12 protein-coding genes and 8 pseudogenes are annotated in these 20,124 nt (G+C 58.0%); 14 read left to right on the top strand and 6 right to left on the bottom strand.

Annotation, left to right across the window (positions count from 1 at the left end):
* Positions 1-369 precede the first annotated feature (369 nt).
* The 8 genes and pseudogenes from NKI39_RS32685 (at position 370) to NKI39_RS32650 (ending at position 10,761) form a co-directional block, all read left to right on the top strand.
* Positions 370-1,167, top strand: a pseudogene (locus tag NKI39_RS32685) (IS5 family transposase).
* Positions 1,168-2,394: 1,227 nt separating this feature from the next.
* On the top strand, positions 2,395-3,537 hold the full coding sequence (locus tag NKI39_RS32680) for a helix-turn-helix domain-containing protein (RefSeq protein WP_352837064.1): 1,143 nt from the start codon (positions 2,395-2,397) through the stop codon (positions 3,535-3,537).
* Between the two features lie 419 nt (positions 3,538-3,956).
* A complete protein-coding gene (locus NKI39_RS32675; RefSeq protein ID WP_352502885.1) occupies positions 3,957-5,606 on the top strand; it encodes a putative bifunctional diguanylate cyclase/phosphodiesterase in 1,650 nt (549 codons plus the stop codon).
* 175 nt (positions 5,607-5,781) lie between these two features.
* Positions 5,782-6,303 (top strand): ubiquinone biosynthesis methyltransferase UbiE, encoded by a 522-nt coding sequence (locus tag NKI39_RS32670; protein WP_502898646.1) that lies wholly within the window; start codon positions 5,782-5,784, stop codon positions 6,301-6,303.
* The gene (locus tag NKI39_RS32665; RefSeq protein ID WP_352502887.1) at positions 6,300-7,478 is read left to right on the top strand and encodes a methyltransferase domain-containing protein; all 1,179 of its coding nucleotides are present in this window, start codon (positions 6,300-6,302) and stop codon (positions 7,476-7,478) included. Before NKI39_RS32670 ends, NKI39_RS32665 begins: the two co-directional genes overlap by 4 nt.
* Positions 7,475-9,841: a SpoIIE family protein phosphatase gene (locus NKI39_RS32660; RefSeq protein WP_352837058.1), complete on the top strand. Its 2,367-nt coding sequence runs from the start codon at positions 7,475-7,477 to the stop codon at positions 9,839-9,841. The genes NKI39_RS32665 and NKI39_RS32660 overlap by 4 nt, the downstream gene beginning before the upstream one ends.
* 2 nt (positions 9,842-9,843) lie before the next feature.
* Positions 9,844-10,404, top strand: coding sequence for a slr1658 superfamily regulator (locus NKI39_RS32655; protein ID WP_352502889.1), 561 nt, complete (start codon positions 9,844-9,846; stop codon positions 10,402-10,404).
* Between the two features lie 18 nt (positions 10,405-10,422).
* Entirely contained in the window at positions 10,423-10,761 is a 339-nt protein-coding gene (locus NKI39_RS32650) for a slr1659 superfamily regulator (protein WP_352502890.1), read from the top strand.
* 442 nt (positions 10,762-11,203) lie between these two features.
* On the opposite strand, the pseudogene NKI39_RS32645 reads toward NKI39_RS32650, so the two are convergent.
* A pseudogene (locus NKI39_RS32645) lies at positions 11,204-11,663 on the bottom strand (transposase); the annotation flags it as partial.
* A gap of 74 nt (positions 11,664-11,737) precedes the next feature.
* Between NKI39_RS32645 and NKI39_RS32640 the strand changes: the two are divergent.
* Positions 11,738-12,131 (top strand): annotated as a pseudogene (locus NKI39_RS32640) (SOS response-associated peptidase); the annotation flags it as partial.
* A 632-nt stretch (positions 12,132-12,763) separates the two neighbouring features.
* On the opposite strand, the gene NKI39_RS32635 reads toward NKI39_RS32640, so the two are convergent.
* Positions 12,764-13,288 (bottom strand): helix-turn-helix transcriptional regulator, encoded by a 525-nt coding sequence (locus NKI39_RS32635; RefSeq protein ID WP_352621304.1) that lies wholly within the window; start codon positions 13,286-13,288, stop codon positions 12,764-12,766.
* A 608-nt stretch (positions 13,289-13,896) separates the two neighbouring features.
* On the opposite strand from NKI39_RS32635, the gene NKI39_RS32630 reads away from it, so the two are divergent.
* Both NKI39_RS32630 and NKI39_RS32625 read left to right on the top strand, forming a co-directional pair.
* Positions 13,897-14,358 (top strand): hypothetical protein, encoded by a 462-nt coding sequence (locus tag NKI39_RS32630; protein ID WP_352502892.1) that lies wholly within the window; start codon positions 13,897-13,899, stop codon positions 14,356-14,358.
* A gap of 461 nt (positions 14,359-14,819) precedes the next feature.
* Entirely contained in the window at positions 14,820-15,101 is a 282-nt protein-coding gene (locus tag NKI39_RS32625) for a response regulator (RefSeq protein ID WP_352502893.1), read from the top strand.
* A 328-nt stretch (positions 15,102-15,429) separates the two neighbouring features.
* On the opposite strand, the pseudogene NKI39_RS32620 reads toward NKI39_RS32625, so the two are convergent.
* Positions 15,430-15,908: pseudogene (locus NKI39_RS32620) on the bottom strand (GGDEF domain-containing protein).
* A 164-nt stretch (positions 15,909-16,072) separates the two neighbouring features.
* Here NKI39_RS32620 and NKI39_RS32615 point away from each other — a divergent pair.
* Positions 16,073-16,221 (top strand): annotated as a pseudogene (locus tag NKI39_RS32615) (ABC transporter permease); the annotation flags it as partial.
* Positions 16,222-16,364: 143 nt separating this feature from the next.
* Here NKI39_RS32615 and NKI39_RS32610 read toward each other — a convergent pair.
* Together NKI39_RS32610 and NKI39_RS32605 are read right to left on the bottom strand one after the other, a co-directional pair.
* Entirely contained in the window at positions 16,365-16,727 is a 363-nt protein-coding gene (locus tag NKI39_RS32610; protein WP_352502894.1) for a hypothetical protein, read from the bottom strand.
* A gap of 145 nt (positions 16,728-16,872) precedes the next feature.
* Positions 16,873-17,313 (bottom strand): annotated as a pseudogene (locus tag NKI39_RS32605) (type 1 periplasmic-binding domain-containing protein); the annotation flags it as partial.
* Between NKI39_RS32605 and NKI39_RS32600 the strand changes: the two are divergent.
* Positions 17,314-17,664, top strand: a pseudogene (locus tag NKI39_RS32600) (zinc-binding dehydrogenase); the annotation flags it as partial.
* A gap of 2 nt (positions 17,665-17,666) precedes the next feature.
* Here the strand turns inward: NKI39_RS32600 and NKI39_RS32595 are convergent.
* Positions 17,667-18,709, bottom strand: a pseudogene (locus NKI39_RS32595) (LacI family DNA-binding transcriptional regulator).
* 835 nt (positions 18,710-19,544) lie between these two features.
* Between NKI39_RS32595 and NKI39_RS32590 the strand changes: the two are divergent.
* A complete protein-coding gene (locus NKI39_RS32590; RefSeq protein WP_352502895.1) occupies positions 19,545-19,790 on the top strand; it encodes a DUF6074 family protein in 246 nt (81 codons plus the stop codon).
* The last annotated feature ends 334 nt before the right edge of the window (positions 19,791-20,124 follow it).

The following is a 20,124-nucleotide window of genomic DNA, read 5'->3' as shown; positions in this document are numbered from 1 at the left end:
CGAGAACACCCATGGCTGCCTCCAAAAGACAGCCTTGAATCTGATTTGCTCAGCCTTGGGAATCCCAAGAGTCCACACGACCTAAGGAAAGGGTCCGATGTCCGGTTTTGACAGCGATGCCGTCCCACCGGGCTGTTCAAAGTGATTATCATTTGCGACCTTTGGTTACGGCACGGGCAAGAACCTGTTCCTCCGGCGGCAAGGCTCGAATTCAACCGAGCATGCGCGGTCGAAAGAACTCCAATTCGGCAACGCACACTGCTGGCCGAGATCGACTGTGGAGACGAATGCCGAGGGGGGTGGAAGCGGTTGAGTGGCCCCGTCCGTTGTGATTCGTTTGAGTTGTCTAGACTTGAACGGGATCACGACATGGGTTGGACGGAGACCGCCCGCCGGCGATATTGCCGCGCCGGGCAGCGAGATGCAAACGCGTTGACGGACAGGGAATGGGCGTTGATCTAGCCGTTCCTGCCGGGAACGAAGACAACGGGACGACCGCGGACGACAGAACTTCGGGCGGTCGTGGACGCGCTTCTCTACATCGCCTGGACCGGCTGCCAATGGCGGGCATTGCCGGACCGGTTCCCGCCGGTTTCGACGGTTCAACGCTAGTTCTATGCCTGGCGGGACAACGCGCTGTGGAAGACCATCAACTTGCACTTGGTGGCTGCGGCACGCCTGCAGTTGGTCGCGAGGCGAGCCCGAGCGCCGGTGTCATCGACAGCCAATCGGCAAAGACCACGGACGTTGCCGGTTTGCGCGGTAACGACGCCGGCAAGAAGGTCAAAGACCGGAAGGGGCATCAGGGGACACTTGGTCGGGCCGACATCCAGGACAGGGATGGGGCAGTCGGCGTCATCGCCTCCATTCGACGGCCTTATCCCTGGTTGCGCCATCTATTCGCCGACGGCGGCTATGCCGGAGAAAAACTGTCGCAGGCTCTGGCCAATCTCGGTACATGGACCATCGAAATCATCAAGCGCTCCGACGCGGCCAACGGCTTTGAGGTGCTGCCACGACGATGGGTCCTCGAGCGAACTTTCGCCTGGCTGGGACGTTGTCATCGCCAAAGACTTCGAGGCGACCATCGCCAGCGCCGAGGCGTGGATCTTCATCGCCTCGATCGGCCTCATGCTTCGCCGCATGGCAGCTCCGCGTCGTGCGTAACCGAGTTTCGAGTCCGGCTCGTAGAGTCGTGAGACCATTCTGGGAGCATGTCTGGTCTGGGAGAATGTCTGGAAACGAGCTCATATTTGCCGGTGCTCGATCGATGACGAAAGCGAGACGGACGCGACCGAATAGCGACTTAGGTGATAGCCGCGAAACCATCGGCGCACTCGCTTGCGCCAAGATGGCAGCAATCGAGACTTCCGCGACAGCAGGTCCGCTTGCACCAAAAACGATCTCCCGAAGCAAATATCAACCGCTGGAGGGAATAGTATTGAACTGTGAACCCGTGTCCGCCGAGGTTTTCAAGTCCGGTGTCTTGGCAACAGCGCGTCGCGATTGAACGAATTCATGCGACGCGCCTTCCCGCAGCCTTTTCCCAATGAGACTTGACAGCCGCAAGTAGTTCGCGCTCGGTGGTGTGAGCATTTCGAAAAATGGCTACGACCATTACTGTCAAGATTTCGGCCGCCGGGTCCAAAGGGTCGAGATGCTCATCCGCGCAGACCTGATCGAACACGCGTTCGCAAATAGCCAGATCATGAGGGCTGAGGCAGGTGCGATTGAAATGCCGAGGCAGCATCTGTGCGAACCTTTCAGGGCCCGCTACCGTGCTTGCGGCGGGCTTTTTGCTGATGAACCGCTGAAGCGGTGGCTGTCAAAATGACATTGTCATCTGCAGTGACCAGGAATGACTTACTTGGTTCCTGATTGCTCCTTTATTAATCCTAGCATAAGCGCACACTCACGGGCCTTATATTGTCCGGTAATCATAAGTCTATAGTAATCCTGCCGCTTGTTTTCCGGGACGTGAAATCCGCGCCGAAATTCGGCTGCCTCTTTCGGAGTTCGAGTGCAACCGAGTTTGCTGGCGGTGACTTTCAAACTCGCCAGTGAGCATCCGACCTTTGCCGCAATATTTCTCAACGGCTCGTTGTTACCGTATCCATCCAGAATTATCCTCCGACGAGCTTCGCTGTTGAGCCTAGTGGCCATTTTGGTGGTCTCCTCAACTAATATTCCACGATGCCCGATTCTATAGGCACCAGGCTGAAGAGTGTCGTTGGCGGCACATCCAGAAACTTATCTTGGAATGCATTTCTTGCCGTAATCCAGCATGATCGCCGTTTCAGTCGATTCGAGTTCACCAGTCTTGCCAGATGCCCGAAGTACACCACATGATTGAGAGGGGCATGGGCATACCCGATTCGGATATGGCACCACGCGATGGACACTAAGAGGCAAGACGAGGTCCGTGCGGGGCAGCCGCGGGACCGTGATCGGCGTCGTTGGCCACGCGAAGGTCAATCCCACAATGAGGAAGCTCCCTCGCCCGCGCCGGCGTTCGAACCTCTGCGCTTTTCAACGCTGGAACTGGCGCCGGAGGATCAGTTCGCCGCTTGGCAAGCGCATATGGCGCCGCTTGTCGAGGTAAGGTTGCCGGATGACAAATCGTTGAACGATGGCTTTCCCGCCGACCACACGGCTTGGAATCTCGGTGGCATGCTGATGATTCAACAGCGCGCGCCGGCACATAGCTTCATGCGTTCCGCCGCGAAGCTCCGCTCCAGTTCGATCGATCACTGGTATATCGTCCTGCCTCGCACCGGCCGGTCGTGGACGGAGATCGATCGCCGCGTTGCGGAAAACCGACCGGGCAAATTGGAGATCAGATCACTTGGCTATCCGTTTCGCGGGAGGGTAACGGACTCGGAAAGTCTCTTTCTTTATCTGCCGCGTGATTTGTTCTCTGATGCGGCGTCAACCCTTGATGCAAAGAACAATTCAATTCTGTCCGGTAACTTTGCCAACCTCTTGGTCGACTACCTCAACAGCATCGAAGCAAGGCTGCGCAGTCTCACCGCTGAAGATCTCTCCCGCATCGTGCACGTAACACGCAGCATGATCATTGCCTGCGTCGGGCCTCCGGCCGAACAGGCTGCGGCCGCCGAACAATTGAGGAGCGTCGCTCTAATGGAGCGAGCGCGTCGATACGTCCAAAACAATTTGGATGCAGCTCGTCTCACACCGGAATCAATGTGCCGGGCGCTCGGCGTATCGCGCTCTCGTCTCTATCAGGTGTTCGAACCGAGCGGTGGCGTTCTCCATTACATACAAAATCGCCGCCTTATGGCAGCCCATGTTGCGCTTAGCGATCCTGCGGACAGCCGGCGCATTGTTGAAATTGCTGAGGCCTTTGCGTTTAGTTCAGCGGCTAATTTCAGCCGAGCATTCAGCAAGGAATTCGGTTACAGCCCCCGCGAAGGCCGCAGTACTGTGGTATTGCCGCGCCCCGCCCACTCTGTTTCGCATGCCGGAGGCCAGGAGGCCTCTTCCTTTGAAGGTTGGCTCAAGGCGCTCGGAAACTGATTACAGGATCGCGAAGCTGATTGGGCGGACTTAGAAGAGGGGTGGCCCGGGGCGGCGAAGGTCACGCCGCCTCATGGACCACAATATCTTCGTGTCGCGCCAACTGCGCATCAGTCACACAGCTGATTCTCGCCAATTCACGGTTTGTTAACGAACTGTGACGGTTCATCGTTATCGATAATTTGCCGCCAATCACGGCGCAGCATACATGGAACTAGGCTGTGGGGGGTCTTATTAAGAGCGCGATTTGAAAGTTTGCCAAGCTTGACAGTTATGCTATTTTTAGATTGGGGGGCGCGAGTCTGCACCGCCTATGGAGGTGGTCCTTGCCCTCAGAGGCTTCAGGCGTCGGCACGGAGAGTGAGGGGCCTTCATCGAGCGACGCTGCACGTGTCGGCGATGGGGTTTTCGCAGACCTTTTGGCGAACACGACCGAACTTTTGTCGTTCTATGACCGTGACTTTCGCCTGACGCACTACGCGGCCAGGCTCAAAGGCTTGTACGGAGGCGCGGTAGCGCCGGGCGCCGCCGTCTGGGAGATCTACCCGAGCTTTCTCGATACGAGCCATCGCGATGAATTTCTTCGTGTGTTCCAGGGCGGCTCTCCGGCCAGCATCGACTTGCCGCGAACATCGGGCGGAGCGCACCGGTCCGTTTTTGTGTTCACCACGGCAAATGGTGCGGGAATCATCGAACTAAGGGAGGACGGCGGGCGGAGCGCAGCGGAGGAACAAGAGCATATAGTTCTGCTTCATCAGGCGACGCACGACGTGCTGACTGGACTGCAGAATCGGCGGCGATTCGGCGAGCGGCTCCAGCAGGCAATGGCGGCCCTCGGCGGATCAAAGCCGAAAGCCGCCCTTCTGCAAATCGACCTTGACGATTTCAAGGCGGTCAATGACACGCTCGGCCATGGAGCAGGCGACACTCTTCTTCAACTCGCGGCGGGTCGTATCCGCGACGCGCTGCAGGACGGCGAATCCGCATACCGGTATGCCGGCGATGAGTTCGCTGTCATCCAATTGGGAAAGGAGCAGCCAGCAGAGGCTGAGCGCCTCGCCGGATCTCTAGTCGACGCGTTCAAGGACCCGTTCGTCATCAACGGCATTCCCGTGTTCGTCGGCTCGAGTATCGGAATTGCTTTCGGGCCGGAGCACGGGACCGACGGCGAACAGTTGATGAAAGCCGCTGACATTGCTCTTTACGCGGCCAAGACAGATGGACGCGGCTGCGCTCGAACATTCAACCGTTCGATGCTGCTCTTGCTCGAGCAACGCGAGAATCTGAGGCGCAGCCTTCGAACCGCGCTGGAGCGCGGCGAGCTTTATCTGGAGTATCAGCCGCTCATTCAGCCTCCCTCGTCAGTGACCGGTTTCGAAGCGCTGCTGCGGTGGCGGCACCCCGAGGTCGGAATCATTCCACCCAACGTGTTCATACCGATCGCCGAAGCCGACGGTCTGATGGACGAGATTGGACGATGGGTGCTCGAGGAAGCTTGTCGCCAGGCGTTGACGTGGCCTTCCCCGCTGACGGTCGCAGTGAACTTGTCGCCGGCTCAGTTCCTTAGCGGTTTGCTGACGGACACCGTCGCTCAGATTGTTGACGCAGTTGGGCTTGATGCCGACAGACTTGAACTTGAGATAACCGAGAGGGTTCTACTTGAGAAGACGATCGACAATATAGACACATTGAATACGCTGAATGTCCTGGGAATACGAATATCGCTGGACGATTTTGGAACATACTATTCATCGTTGAGCTACCTTAAAAATTTTCCCTTCGATACGTTGAAGATAGATCAGTACTTTATTGCGGACTTGGAGACCGATCTCAAAAGCCAAACGATCGTGCGATCGATCATGAATCTGGCGCACGGCCTCGGGATAAATGTCACTGCCGAGGGGGTCGAGACCGCGGCACAGGCACGGTGGCTGATCAAGGAGAATTGCGATTGCCTGCAAGGCAACTTCCTGGGAAAGCCGCTTGGAGCCGAGGCGATCAGCGGTTTCATCAGGCGGTCCTCGCTGAGGGTGGTACGCGCGATGGAGGAATCAAAACAAGCGCTCTAGCGCCTTGCGGCCTTCGTTAATGGTGAGGCGGAGATTTCTAGAACGATCGACGCAGATACCGCGCAATTCTTCGAGTGGATGCGAGACAGACTCATTACGGGCGCGGAGAAATTTTCATCTCGCAGGCCATCACCCCGCGAGAGCTCAATACTGATGGGAACAAGTGAGGATGCCGATGGGACCTGTTCATCATGACCTGGCTGGCGAGCCGACTTTTGAGCCGATGATCCAGATCGACATGGAAATCAAAGCTTTTATCTCCGCTTGGAAGCATTGCGATTATGTCTCGACATACGTGGCCCGGATGATCAGTCAAAACAGGTCAGACTCGGTCCACCATTCAAATCTTTTTTCCTCTGCCTTCAACGAATTGCTGGAAGTCGCCTTTCGTACTCGCCATGCCGACGGCGAACTGGCATGCAGGGTGTCTCGCCATGGCGCGACGGATAGGATCGAGTTAATATTTCCTTGCGTGCCAGAGGAGCGCCAATTCTACGAAGAAGCCGTGTCGCAGTTCGTAGGAACGGAGGCCAGAGAGCGGTATCTCAATTCGGTGTCTGGGGATCTCACGCCCAGCCGCGAGGTCGTACTCCTGGAATTGGCTGTTGACTACAACGCGACACTCTGGATCGAGGACGCCGACGGCGATGCAATCAAGCTTGTCGTGGACCTTCCGCTTGAGGGCTTGCAACATTGAGCCCTTACGACCTTCTCCCGCGCTTCAAGGCGCAATACGACGCCAACAACCAGGAGTTCTCCATTTCGGGAGTGGTCCGCCCTCAGGCGATGGATGAGCTTGGGCCGAGCATAGCATTGCTCCGCGAGGCGATCGGCCATGTGCGCGGCGTTCTCTACCTCAATGTCAGGCGCCTGACGCAGATGAACAACGCTGCGTTTCACAGCTTTTCGAGGATCATCATCGACGCTTGTCGCGCTCGACCCGATCTCAAATTCGTGGTCATCACCTCAAGTGTCGTCGGATGGACCTCGCGAAAATTCGGTCGCCTGAGCGGAATCGAACCGAACATCACGGTTGAAGAGTATGACACTGAATTCTATCCGGGGCAGGGTTTTCTTGAGGAAGGCGGGTTCGTACCCATCCTGCGCACTCAGACAAAGATGACTTGGCGCCACGAGCGCACAATCTTGCCGCGACACGGCATGAGGCCCGGAATCGTCATGGCCGATGTCTGTTGCGGCATCGGTGATTTCGCCGTGCTCGCCCAGAAGGAGTTCCAGCCATCGCGGATCGTCGCCCTCGACCACTCCATATCCAGCCTGAACTATGCTCGACAAGTGATGCGGGAATTCGACATTCGGGGCATCGAATATACTTATGGCGATGCGTCGGAGATGCTGCTCGACCAAGCGCAGTTCGACTTGGTCACCTGCCGACATTCCCTTCAAATCTTCAATCGACCTGAACTCATCCTCAAGGAGCTCTACCGCATCTGCAAGCCAGGCGGGCGGGTCTATATCACCAACGAGAAGAATTCGCATTGCCTCGGCGAGCCGCGCGCCGAAAGCATTCGTTGGACCTACAACGAGGTGGCGAAGCTGTTCGGGCATTTCGAGATGGATGTCGAGCTTGGGCCCAAGAGCCGGCGATACCTGATCGAAGCCGGATTCGAAGACATCCGTGTGGAGACCTTCATGGTCACTAACCTGGACGGGGATCCGCAGGACTTCGCCGATGTCATTGCGGCCTGGGCGGACGTCTATGCGGGCGAGATGGCGACCAGACGCGGCGATGGACCGGAGTTCGTCGCGCGCTTCCGGCAGGGCTTCGAGGATCATATTTTCGCTGCGCTCCACCCCAAGGGTTATGCGGGGTGGCCGATCTGGGTCGCATCGGGGCGACGGCCGCAATGAAAGCCGACGATGAGCCTACACCGCGATTCGGCCTGCGCTCCTTTCGAGCGAAATTCGTATTGGTCGTTGGCGGCGCAGTATTGTTCGACCTCCTTTTGAGCGGTGGCCTGGCGCTTTGGAATGTTCAAAAGCTGTCGCGCGACGCCACATCCGAAGTCGGTGAGGGCCTGACGATCGCAAACCAGGAATACATTCGTTCCTATGCCGAATCGACAGCGTTAAGCGTCGACCTGCTGCTCGATCGAGTCCATGGGGACGTCAAGGCGTTGGCCGGCGTGCTGCAGGCCCAGATCGACGATCCAAGCAGGCAACAACAGCTCGGAGCCACGCTTTCACAGGAGGCGCCGGGCTCCGTGAAGGTCGTCTACGACTCGCGGGGCGATTGGGCGCAGAACCTGCCGGGAGCGCCTTCCGTGGTCAGCGTCTGGGGCTACCTGCTGGGCGCCGACCACAGTCCGCTGCCAAGCGTTCAGCAGGAAATAGAAGACAGCACCGTGCTGGACCTCGTTGCGCCGACGCTCATGGCCAGCGGGTCGTCCAAGCTGCAAATGTATTATATTGGTCCAAAGGAACGGCCGATTTTCAGGACGGTACCGTATACGGACCAGGCACAGACCTTCGACCGGCTCTACCCAGGCCACAACAAGGCAGAGTTCTGGGAGTTTTTCTTTCCGGGAATCTATGGGTCATGGCAGCAATGGGCCAGGGATCCAGCCTCACATCCGGTCTCTGACGATATCACCCAGACAGCGCCTTACACCGATGCGATCACGGGAAAGCTAATCGTCAGCTTTTTCCACCCGCTGTGGACGCGCGATCGCACCGGTGTCGCTGGTACGGCGGGAGCAGACATCACTCTCGATCAACTCGCGGAAGTCGTCGAACGTGTGAAGATCGCTGAGACCGGGTTCGGCTTTCTCACAATGTCGACTGGCAACGTCGTGGCGATCAATCCGTCAGGCCAGGCAATCATCGGCCTGACTTCATCGAGCGATGCGGGCACCCAGGGCGTCACCGGCCTGGAGAGGTCCCTGCGGGGAAGCACGCAGCCGGCTATCGCGTCGCTGCCTCTCGACCGGAACAATGACGGTGTAATTCAGCATGTCATGCTCGCCGACAAGGGCGAACGCGTACCCTACATTGTTGTCCTCAAAAGATTAAAGCCGACCAATCTGTGGAGTTCGGGACCGATCAAGTCCGAAATAATGTCGGTCGGGATCGTCGTTCCCGAACGAGAGATCTATGCATCCCTATTCGCCGCGCAGAAGAGTATTTCCCGTGCAACCGACCGTATCCTGCTCTTTCAGATCGCGGCGATCGTCGTTTCGCTTCTGATTGTTTTTGCCGCCGTGCTCGGAATTTCGAAGCGGATCACCGCGGGCCTGAGGGCGCTTGCCAGCGCCGCCCAGCGGCTCCAGTCCAAAGACTATTCAGTCCGAGTGAGCATCCCAACGCGCGACGAAGTTGGAGCGGCAGGGCTCGCTTTCAACCGCATGGCTGAGCAGATCAGCTTTCACACCGAAAACCTCGAGCAACTCGTCGACGAACGAACCAGGGAACTTGGGGACGCAAATCAGGAGATTTCCGCACTCAACGAAAAGCTGCAGGACGAGAACGTTCGTCTTGGTGCTGAACTCGCGGTCGCCAGACAGATCCAGATGATGGTCCTGCCGAAACAGTTCGAACTCGAAGCGATTCCGGGGCTGGAGATCGCAGCCTACATGCGGCCGGCCGACGAGGTCGGCGGCGACTATTACGACGTCCTGCAGAACGGGCCACGGGTCAAGATCGGCATCGGCGACGTCACCGGTCATGGTCTCGAGAGCGGCGTGCTGATGCTGATGGTCCAATCTGTTGCACGTGCGCTGCAGGAGACCAACGATGGGGACCCGCACCAGTTTCTGGATCGATTGAACAGGGCAATCTACAAGAACATCGAGCGGACGAACACCGGCAAGCATCTCTCGTTGGCCTTTCTTGACTTCGAGGATGAGCGGGTAACGCTATCCGGCCAGCATGAGGACGTTCTCGTCGTGCGTGCGGATGGGGAAGTTGAACGTATCGATACAATTGATCTGGGTCTGCCGGTTGGCTTGGAGAATGACATATCGAAGTTCATTGCCACGCGTGACATCCTGTTCGGGAGCGGCGACGTGATCGTGCTGCACACAGACGGGGTGACCGAGGCCGAAGACCAAGACAGAGAATTGTTCGGGTTCGAGCGCCTCTGCCAGAGCGCACAAAAACGTCACGGCAGCAGCGCCGAGGATATCAAAACCGGGATCATCGACGATCTGATGGCCCATATCGGGATCCAGAAGATCCACGACGACATCACCCTCGTGATCATAAGGCACAAATAGCCATGACAACGCTGTTCGGTACCCCTGACATTGCAACCGGGATGAAGGAGAGCGCCAGTCGCGTGCGGCTGTTCGACGGACCTCTCGACTTGAGTTGGCGTCATTGTGCCACGACCGCGGACTTCATCGCCGATCTTTTCGCGTTGCGCTTCCGGTCGTCCCGCAATGACTACATAGAAGTGCGGCACAGTATCGGATATCTGGTCAACGAACTCATCGAAAATGCGGTCAAGTTTCGCGCACCAGGTGAGATCTTGATCGAGGCGTCGATGGATTCGGCGTGCTTCAAGCTCAAAGTGTCGAATGACGTGGATGGTGAAGGTGCCTCTAAATTCCAAAGTCTCCTGGCGGATCTCACGGTCGGCGATCCCATGGACCTGCTGATACAGCGAATTGAAAAGAATGCCGCCAATCCCGACGTGGCAGGCTCCGGACTTGGATTGCTGACATTGATGAGCGACTACGGCGCACGCCTGGCTTGGATATTCAGCGCCGCCGACGAAAGCGATCGGCTTTGCGTGGAGACATATGCCTCTATTCCGATCTCGCAAATTCACAACTAGAAGAAACGAAGCCCGGCTATGGAAATCAAGACAGACGACTACCGTGTGTGGACTGAAGGAAGCGAAATTTTCTTCGACGGTGCAATGCGGCTTGCCAGTTCCGAGGCCGGTGCGCCTATCTCGGCGTTGGCGACCAGTGTTCTTGACTGTAATCCCGCTTCCATTACGCTCAATCTTAAGGATCTTCACTTTCTAAACTCTTCCGGCATCAACCTGCTCGCGAAATTTACCATCGAGGTGCGCAAGCATCCCGATGTTCGACTGGTCGTGCGTGGAACGCCAGACATACCCTGGCAATCGAAATCATTGCCGAATCTGAAGAAGCTGCATCCCGCTGTGGTGCTTTTGATGGACTGACGAAGGTCGTCCGAATTAGCCAAAGGACGGCGTGCAAGAGCGAGATATGTACGCCCGGATAAGTATTCGGATGCGAAGCTAACGACAATTTGGGCACTTGCGCAGATGCTCGCAATGGCTTGGCGGGGGCTGGCACAGGCGGCAGGCGTCCGGGTTGGGGGGATGTCGGGCCGCCTGTGCCGATCAGCCGTCGCTGCGCAGTCAGAAGTGTGGCGTCGTGGAGTCGCGGTCCACTACCATGAGATTAGATCGTGTCGCTCGACGGCGCCGGCGACTTCGGCAGTGGCACGCGCTTGCCGGGATCAAGCAACTTCGCGAGCTTCCTCGCAGCCCTTGTCGAGCAGCCCCGCGACCGGCTCACGCATGTAGGCTGGAATCCGCGATGTGCGTGTCCCGTACGCCGAATGCAAGCCGCGCGGCTTCGAACGCGAGATGCAGCCGCTCCGAAGTTCGGTAGCAAGCCGCGGGGATCGTTCTCAACGGCAATGACCTTTTCCTGCAAGAGCTTGCGGGCGGTCAGCAGCGCCCGGCGCTTCTGGCTCGTGAGGGTCTTCACATGCACCGGGGGAAACAGGTTGACCCGCATCATCTGCGCATCTGCGAATGCCGCGGGCATCATTGCGGTCGGTTGTTCACCTGCGCCTTAAGGAATGCCTTGGTGTGGCGGGTCTCCATGCAGATCACCGGCAGGCCGGCCCTGGCCGGCCTTCGAACAACCACTGCGACAAGGGCCCGGCTTCAAGCCCAACCGGCTCAACCCACCAGCTGGGCTCCTTGAGCACCCGTGCCAGATCCTCCGGATGGCTCGCCACCTTTATCTCGCGGCAAATCTGGCCTGTTTCCTCGATAATGCAAATGGCGGTCTCTTTCACTGACACATCCAATCCCGCATAATGATTCATGCTGCGCTTCTCCCTTCTGATGCTTGTGGCTGCCCATGCAGACCACGTTTTTATCATCAGCTCGAAGCGCAGCACCTTCGATCAACGCCAAGACCGAGACCGTAAAGACCGACGGCATGTTCAAAGCCGCCTATCAGTCACGCCGCGCGCTGATGCCGATCAACGGCTTCTTTCAATCGAAGGACATCTTCGGCGCGGGCAAGAACAAACAGCCCTATGCCATCGCGATGAAGTCGGGCGAGCCGTTCGCCTTGGCGGCGCTCTGGGAGGATTGGCGCGCCCCCGCTACCGGCGACAACATCCGCACCTTCAAGCTGCTGACCTGTGAGCCGAATCCGCTCATGGCGACGATCCACAACCGTATGCCAGTGATTCTGGCGCCGAAGACTACATGACCTGGCTGACGACCCTGACCCGGAACATCTCATGAAGCCGTTTCCAGAAGAGCTGATGAGCACGTGGAAGATAATTTTCTCTCGTTGTTACGTTGTGAGCATGCTTCTGAATCCGGTTCTTTGGCCATTATGAGGGGCACAGACAGGCAGGCAAAAGCATAATCACACCATGACAACCGGCGGTTCAATCTGAGGAGAGAGAAAATAGAAAACGACATATCGCCCTTTCCACCCAATTCGATGCCATCCACCCGAAAGCGGACGGATAGTCAAGGTCGTCGGCACCGACGGCACCAGCGCATTCTCGCCGAAACTTGTGCTCGTCACAGATGTCGACGGGACGCAGGTCGAGGCTTTGGACTACGTCAAGAACAAGCGGCCGGGGCATAATACGGCAACCACGAGGCCGGTGACATCTAAGGATTGTGCGTGCGGTAGAAGGCGCAAATTACAAACGCGATGCCGATGAGGCGCATCAAATCAGGGGAATATGAATGGGCTACGAAGTAGGCGACCCTAAGCACAGCAGTAGCTATCAACCACGTGCCTGTGTGCTTGTCCGTAGACGCATTGCGGCTTTGGTGCCTGCGAGTGAATCTCTTTTTCGAGATTGATACTCCTCTGCCCGCCCCGCGCCATCGCCCAGCGGAAGATCAAAGCGTTTCGGGATTGGCTGTCTGCTGAGATGGATCCAAACGACGGCCCTTATGGCAAAACTGAAATGCGCCCAAGAAGAGCCACCAGTTCCGCCTGACGTTTCGTTTCGGTCTTGGCGAACAGCGAGGCAAGCTGGGAGCGGATCGTGGTGCGGCTGAGGCGCCAACTGCGGGCGATCTCCAGCGGCGCATCGCCTTGAGCCAAGCGCAACGCCAAGTGCGTTTCCGCGCTCGTCAAGCCAAACATCTTTTGCAGTGTCTGAGGATTTGGCCCCGACCTGTTCTCGCGGTCCAGTAACGCCACAATGCTCGTTCCGTCAGGAGCGATAAACCCGTTCTCGTTCAATATCACCGGCCTGTCGCCGTTGCTGCGGATCACCACCCACGATAGTGAGCCCGGCAGGAAATGGGCCGGAACATTCGCGATCAGCCGCCTCAAGGCCACCGAAAGACCGCTGGCCGTATCGGCCACTTCTCCCTGGCGCTCCAGCGTGGTTTGAGCGGCTGCGTTCCATTCGACCACTTTCCTCTCGCGGTTCAGCACGAGATAGCCGCAGCCGATGCGATCAAGCATGCCGGTTATAGATTCCAGGCTGCGTGCTCTTGGCTCCCCGACCCCTGCGCCCGATGCACGATCTGGAGGAAAAACATAAGATCGCCGCGTCGTATGCGCCTCATGGTTATACTTTGTCGTTGTCGCAATGTATCGCCTACCCGAAACAGCATCACCGTGTCTATCCATCAGAGTCATTTTCTACCCCTACCCAAAGTTTCACCAGCCACAATAAAGTTATTCGTGGTCCACAGAAAATCTTCAAGTGACAGTATCACTCCGAAATAATATTACTCTAAATCCGATGATTACACTGTTAGTACCCAAGGATCTGCAGGCAAATCGGCCATAGATCATCAACTGGTTGTAATCTTCCCGTTTGTGTTCCGGCACATGAAAGTCACGCCGAAATTCCGCCGCCTCCGTCGGGGTCCATGTGCAACCGAGTTTACTGGCGCTGACCCTTAAACTCGCCAGTGAGCATCCGATCTTGGTCGCAATATCATTCAACGGTTCGTTATTAAGGTATCCTAAGAATTACCTTGCGACGGACTCGCTTTTGAGCTTTGCGTTCATTTCGGTGGCTCCTCAACTACCCGTTCACAACACGCGATTCTATACGAATCAAATTGAAGATGTCGTTAGCTTCACATCCAGAAACCTATCTCGGAGTGCATTTTTTTAAGATTTCTTCATGCCGCCAAGCTGCCGATAATATTCCTGCTCACCTGTTCCACCACCACACAGCCCTCCCACGAAAGGGTAAGATTAATAACGAGCGAGATGGCGAGAAAGAAAGGTGGCATTGGGGTGGTCGCCCGCCTGCTTCGGATTTATTCTTTACCCGCGCCGAGCATCGCATCATGGGACTACCCGGCCTGGCAGCCGGAATTCAAACCTGGGGAATTCTCAACATGAATACCGAAACCGGCGCCCTGCGTGCCGACAATGACAACACTCGTTTCCGCGGCGGCATGCGTGCGGTGCACTGGCCGGCCAAAGAAGATCCAGCCGCAGCGCTTGCCGTGCTGCAAGAGATCCCGCGACACCACCGGCCAAACGCGTACAGAAGGCGCGCAGGGTTATCTTAACCCGCGAGACGCCAATCCCGACGACGCCGAGAGGCATGGCGTGCCAGGCGACGAGGTGACGTCTGAATCTATGGTGGAGCCGGCACAGGATGGGCTCGACGAAGTGTGGCCGGAGATTCTGCATCAGATATGGCCGTCAGAGCGTGACATATGCCGGGCGTTGGGCTGGATTGAATGGCCGCGCACGGGACGGAGCGAGCCGCTAGGCCGGTGATGTGCTGTGCTTGCGGAATGTTGTCGCCTCCTGAAGGGCGTAGCATGAGACCGGACTTTGATGGCCATGGGCCGAAATTGCTGGCATGCACTTCTACACAAAACCCGGCGCTCGCAAGAAGGCCGAAGGCGCGATCGCAGGCGCGGTCTTGACGCCGGGGCGGACTACTACGACGAAACACTGCTCCACGCGGTCGTCGACCTAGCAGGCCAAGCGGCAGAATGAGGCGCAGCTTGGGGACCCATCAATGAGGATCGCTATCGTCAACGATATGCCCCTTGCGGTCGAGCTTCTGCGGCTACTGGTTACATCAACCCCAGGGCATCAGGTCGCCTGGATCGCGGTAAAAGGGCGCGAGGCCGTAGTGGCCTGTCAACGAGACCTCCCGGATCTCGTTCTCATGGATTTGGTGATGCCTGAAATGGACGGCGTCGAGGCTACCCTCAGGATCATGGCGGAGCGCCGGCGTCACTGCGACCACGGCAAGTGGCCGGCGTCATTGGGGGCAGTTGGGGTAGATGCCAAGTAGACGCCGGCCCAGCGGGTTGGGGTCCGCCACCGGGAATAATAGTGGGCCTGGAGATTCAGGTAATTCCGTGATCACGGAAGACGAGCCTTTGCGGTCCCTTCGTTTCACTCTTCGTTTACCGAGCGCACGCGGCAGGAAAGCGTTCTGTCCAATCACTCCCGCAGCACGATGCAAAAAGACCCCTTGGCCATTCTCATTCGGGTTGCCTGTGAGACATATGAGGTGGCTCAACCGGTCAGACATCAGAAAAGGTCGCGAGGAGAGGCGGCCACCTCCACAAGCTGCTCGTCAGCGCCATCCATATGCGCCCCTGTCAGGACGCTCTAAGTTATTCTTGATACACGACGCGGTCTCGTCCTTCCGACTTGGCCCGGAACAGCGCCAGGTCGGCTGCGTTGATGAGATCATGGGGCGTATGGCTCTCATTGGGTACCGTGGTTGCCACACCAACGCTTATGGTCACCCGCTCAGACCCGTGCGGAATGCTTAACTCTCGCACGCTCTGGACGAGCCGTTCCGCGACGGTGCCCGTTAGGACCAACGAGGCATCGACCATCACAACAACGAACTCCTCGCCTCCATATCGCGCAGCAAGATCCGTGGAGCGATTGCAACTGCTCTGGATCACATGGGCGACCTGCTTCAGCACCTCATCCCCCGCCATGTAGCCATGCTGTCATTATAGCGCCTGAAGTCATCTGCATCGATCATCAAAAGCGACAACTGACTCTGCGTGCGGATCGCGCGCTTCCATTCCGCCGCGAGATGCTCATCGAGTAGCGCCGGTTTCCGAGACCCGTAAGGCATCGATCCGTGTGAGGCGCTCGAGCTCCAGGTTTGCCCGCATTGACTGCCGCTGGCTTTCTCGGAGCGCGCGATACGCCTTCTCTCTGAGCGTGGTCCAGATAGGCGCGAGTGTGATAACGGACACGAGCATCCTGCCGTTCTGGTCGATCGGGCTGGTGCGCATCATCGCCATTCCGTGGCTGATCACCGGCACGGCGATGTTGATCTTCTTCTTCGCATCGGCATTGGGCGGGGCCTGTCCGCCATGCTGCTCGGCCACGTCGCCCTTGCGCTGCCCTATGTCATCGTCGTGGTGTCGGCTCGACTGCAAACCTGACCATCGCAATTTTTTGGTGGTCTTGCGGCCCGGAGCAACCGATCCCGGCAATGATGATGGACAACGACATGGTTGGCATCGCCAAGGTCTTGCCGATTGACAGTGACATTTCACTCAGAAGCGGTGCGCCGGGCTTGCGGCTAGTGCGCCGTTTGCTGCTGTTTTGAGATTTGGCCAGGTGCGTATTCATTGGCCTCGAAGACATGATGATGAACACGTCCCGTGAACATCTTGAGCAGCTCGCCGGTAACGTCCCGGCTCTGAGACCGGACGTCGGACCGAAGTGCCCGGTTGCAGCTGTCCATGTCCGAATACCGGATGGCGAGCGCCATGGCGTAGATCGGGGCGCCCACGTCCCGCACCGCACCGTCCAAGACTCGCACTTCCTCGGCTCCGGGAAACTGCGTCCACAGCGGCACCAGCTTCTCCTTGACGAACCGCCGAAACTCGCTCTCGCGTCCGGCTTGGATTTCACCCTCGAAGAGGGCGTAACGGATGATCATGACGAGGGTTTCCTAACTTTCTACCTGGGATCACCTGCCGCCCGATGCCGGCAGTTGGCGGGTCAAGCAATTTTCTGAAGTTGCGATCACGACGTGAGTCTGGCTTTGCGGGCGCATCGCGTGAGGCGCCCGCCTTGCCGAATTCCTATTTGCCCCAGATCTTCTTGTACTCGTCCCGGTAACCGTTGCCGGGGTCAAATGCATTGTTGGGGCCGCCGTCGAACTCGACATTGTCCGCCGTCACGACGTGCAGCGGCGACAGGTAGCCCGACCACTTTTCACCGGCAATGGCGCGGTTGAGTTCGTCGACCAGTTGCCAGCCCTGCAGGTTGAGCGGTTCGGCGACCGTTACCTTCTGGAACTGGCCGGCACGGATGCGCTGATAGGCGGATTCGGAGCCATCGCCGGCAGCGACATTGATCGGCGCGTCGGTGCCAGCCTTGCCGGCCGCGGCAAGCGACGGTCCCATGAAGTCGAAATAAAGGTCATTGATCGCCAGGGAGTGCGTCCACGCATCGCCGTATTTCTGCAGCAGCGAAGTTGTGAGCTGCGGCATGCGCTGCGAGGTCTCGGCGATCAGCGTGTCGCCTATAATGCCAACAAAGGCAGCTTCGACGTGATGTTCGAGGCCTCCGGCAACGAGCGCGCCGTGCGGGCGGGTTTAGATGTCCTAAAGCCGCGCGGCGTTCTCGTTCAGCTGGGGCTCGGCGGCGACCTTTCGATTTCGCAGAACCTGATCGTCTCCAAGGAGATCGAAATGCGCGGAAGCTTCCGCTTCCATGACGAGTTCGCACTCGCAATCGATCTGATCAACCAGCGCCGCGTCGATGTGAAACCACTCTTGACCGACGTCTATCCGCTCGATGAGGCGGTTGCGGCCTTCGAGATCGCCGGCAACCGAAACAAATCGATGAAGGTTCAGATCGCGCTAGGCTGAACTCAGGTGCTTTCGCGCTCAACGACGCGATAGCCAGTCAGGACGATTTCCTGTCCGTGGTTCTTCTCGCCACCCCGGATGATCTGGATGAGCCGGCGTGCAGCCTGCTGCCCGATGCCGTAACAATCAACATTTACCGTGGTGATGCCAGGATGGCAGAAAGCGGCAAGCTCATAGTCGCCGAAGCCGGCGATGGCGATGTCCTGCGGGACCCGCATTCCACGCCGCTTACATTCCATCAGCGCCCCGAAAGCCGACAGATCAGAGACGCACAGCACGGCCTCAATGTCAGGCCAACGCTCCAGCATGCTGACAACGGCCTGCCCGCCCTGCTCGATCGAGATCGGCGGCACGCCGAAGGAAACAAGCCGGCCATTCGGCAGACCGAGCTCCTCGATGGCTCGGACGAAGCCTTCGCGCCGTTGGCTGCCGCGCGTGTCGCGCGAGGTCGTACCACCAATGTAGCCGAATTTCCGGTAGCCCTTCCTGGCGAGCGTTTTTACGAGAAGCCCATTGCCTCTTCGTTGGAGAAGCCGACAACCTGGTCGATGGGCTTGGCCGGCAACTCCCAAGTTTCGATCACCGGGATGCCGGTGCTTTTCAAAAGTTGACGTGCTCGGTCCGTATGCGCGCCGCCGGTCAGAATGATGCCTTCCGGCCGACGTCGGAGCATGGCTTCGATCAGCTTCTCTTCCTTCTCGACCGTGTAGTCGGTGTATCCGAGCAGAAGCTGAAGTCCCGTGCTTTCCAGCTCATCGGTAATGCCGCGCGCCGTGTCGGCGAAATTTGAATTGTTGATCGAGGGAACGATCGCCGCGACAAATCCGGTCTTGCGCGAAGACAAACTGCCGGCCGACTGGTCGAGCACATAGCCCAGCTCGTTGACCGCGGCCATGATCTTTTCCCGAGTGGTCTTGGAAACCCGGCCGCCGTCCTTTAAAGCGCGCGAGACCGTCATGGCCGACACGCCAGCCCGCAGGGCTACATCGACCATAGTCGGTGCTTGGCTCTCGAGGGGCCTCGACGACGCTGCCTTAGCCATCATGCCTCTGCGCTAGCAGCAGCAAACGGCACATCGTATGGCCGGAACTGGTTTCGGCTTTGTCCATTAGCCGCCTCGTCTAGAATCAAATCGGTTATATGTTGTCGATATCACCTCTCTATGACAACAATCATAGCGTGAACTCAGGCAGCGCTTGTATACGGGAAGGTTTACTGGGTTCGCCTGACGTACGCTGCGGACCGGTGTTCAATCAAACAAAAACCCGCCGCAGTTCGTGCGACCGGGCCGATCAAGCGCTGTTGCACCAAGCAGGGCTCGGGATCAGGGTTGCCCGGTGCGCGCGGACCGTCAGGACACATATACGTATCAGCTGCAATGCGTCCACCAAGGGACGATTGGAGGAAAGGCCGCACATGGGGCTTGTTCACGTCGGACACCGCGGCTAACGATCCGTCACAGAAATACCTGCAGCTAAGCCTCTTCCTCAAGGATTAGATGCTCCGCGGCCGTGGATCCCCGCTTTGAACCCTTGGGCGCGCCATCGCATTGCAGGCCTTTTGGTGCGGCAGGCATGCTCCTGAATCCGAGAACCGATTCCCGCCCACCACGGCTGGCGCCGACAGAGACCAACATATTTCTCCAGGCTGCTCGGCCCACATAGCGAAGTCCATTCGCTCTGCCGGCCCGCACCGTCTTGGCTGGTGAGCGGAAATTGGCCAATGTCGCTCTACCCATCCGTGCTGCTCGACAGTTGCGCCCGAGCCGCCGCCCGACCTCAGAACTCCCGCTCATGCTCACCAACACAAAGAATGCGCCGTTAACCAGATTTTCTGAACCGTCAGTGCTTAATCGCGAGACTGAATGGGTAAGGTGATCGGTGACAAACATAAGGGCATTTCCGCTGTATCGGCGGCGGAAGTTGGTCGAGGGAGTTGCCCGCGTGCTCGAATCCAAGAACGGCGAGGATGCGAATGCGTTCTGGCGCAGCACCGACAAGACAATTCTCGTTCGGTTGTCCGAGTCAGGAATTGCACCCGGGCGCGCCGAACAGGAAATTGGAAGGCTTCTTCATGCCGTCTTACGCGAGATAGCCAGCCGGAGTGCTGCGAAACGCACACACTAGAAAAGAGTGATGTCCGCGGTGTTACCCTGGCTCTCTGAGGGTGAGCGGGATGATCTCGGCGCTTGGCGCTTCATCCTGCGAGGGGGGCTTTCGCCCCGAGCAGTTTCCTAGAGGAATGGCTTGCGGTGAGCGTAGGGGCACGCGAAGCCAGGGCCTCCTCACGTCCGGGCTAATAGCCCGGTTTGAGGCGTTTCGGCTCTCGCGGGAGAGGGCAATTTCGGGCTTCAAGTCGGGCGCCTCTTCAGTGTTGCGAGGCCGGCATGACTCACATCAGGTCTTCAACCATGCGCGCAACTTTCCCCAGACCTGCGCTGGTCCCTCTTGTTCTAAGGAG

The organism is Mesorhizobium sp. M0664 (assembly GCF_040320565.1).
Classification (GTDB): Bacteria; Pseudomonadota; Alphaproteobacteria; order Rhizobiales; family Rhizobiaceae; genus Mesorhizobium.
Note: the sequence above shows the minus strand (reverse complement) of the source record. Positions and strands in the feature narration are given on the sequence as shown.

Coding starts and splice junctions, on each gene's coding strand:
- NKI39_RS32680 (WP_352837064.1), top strand. CDS start 2,395: ATGGACACTAAGAGGCAAGACGAGGTCCGTGCGGGGCAGCCGCGGGAC.
- NKI39_RS32670 (WP_502898646.1), top strand. CDS start 5,782: ATGGGACCTGTTCATCATGACCTGGCTGGCGAGCCGACTTTTGAGCCG.
- NKI39_RS32660 (WP_352837058.1), top strand. CDS start 7,475: ATGAAAGCCGACGATGAGCCTACACCGCGATTCGGCCTGCGCTCCTTT.
- NKI39_RS32655 (WP_352502889.1), top strand. CDS start 9,844: ATGACAACGCTGTTCGGTACCCCTGACATTGCAACCGGGATGAAGGAG.
- NKI39_RS32650 (WP_352502890.1), top strand. CDS start 10,423: ATGGAAATCAAGACAGACGACTACCGTGTGTGGACTGAAGGAAGCGAA.
- NKI39_RS32635 (WP_352621304.1), bottom strand. CDS start 13,288: ATGCTTGATCGCATCGGCTGCGGCTATCTCGTGCTGAACCGCGAGAGG.
- NKI39_RS32625 (WP_352502893.1), top strand. CDS start 14,820: ATGAGGATCGCTATCGTCAACGATATGCCCCTTGCGGTCGAGCTTCTG.
- NKI39_RS32610 (WP_352502894.1), bottom strand. CDS start 16,727: ATGATCATCCGTTACGCCCTCTTCGAGGGTGAAATCCAAGCCGGACGC.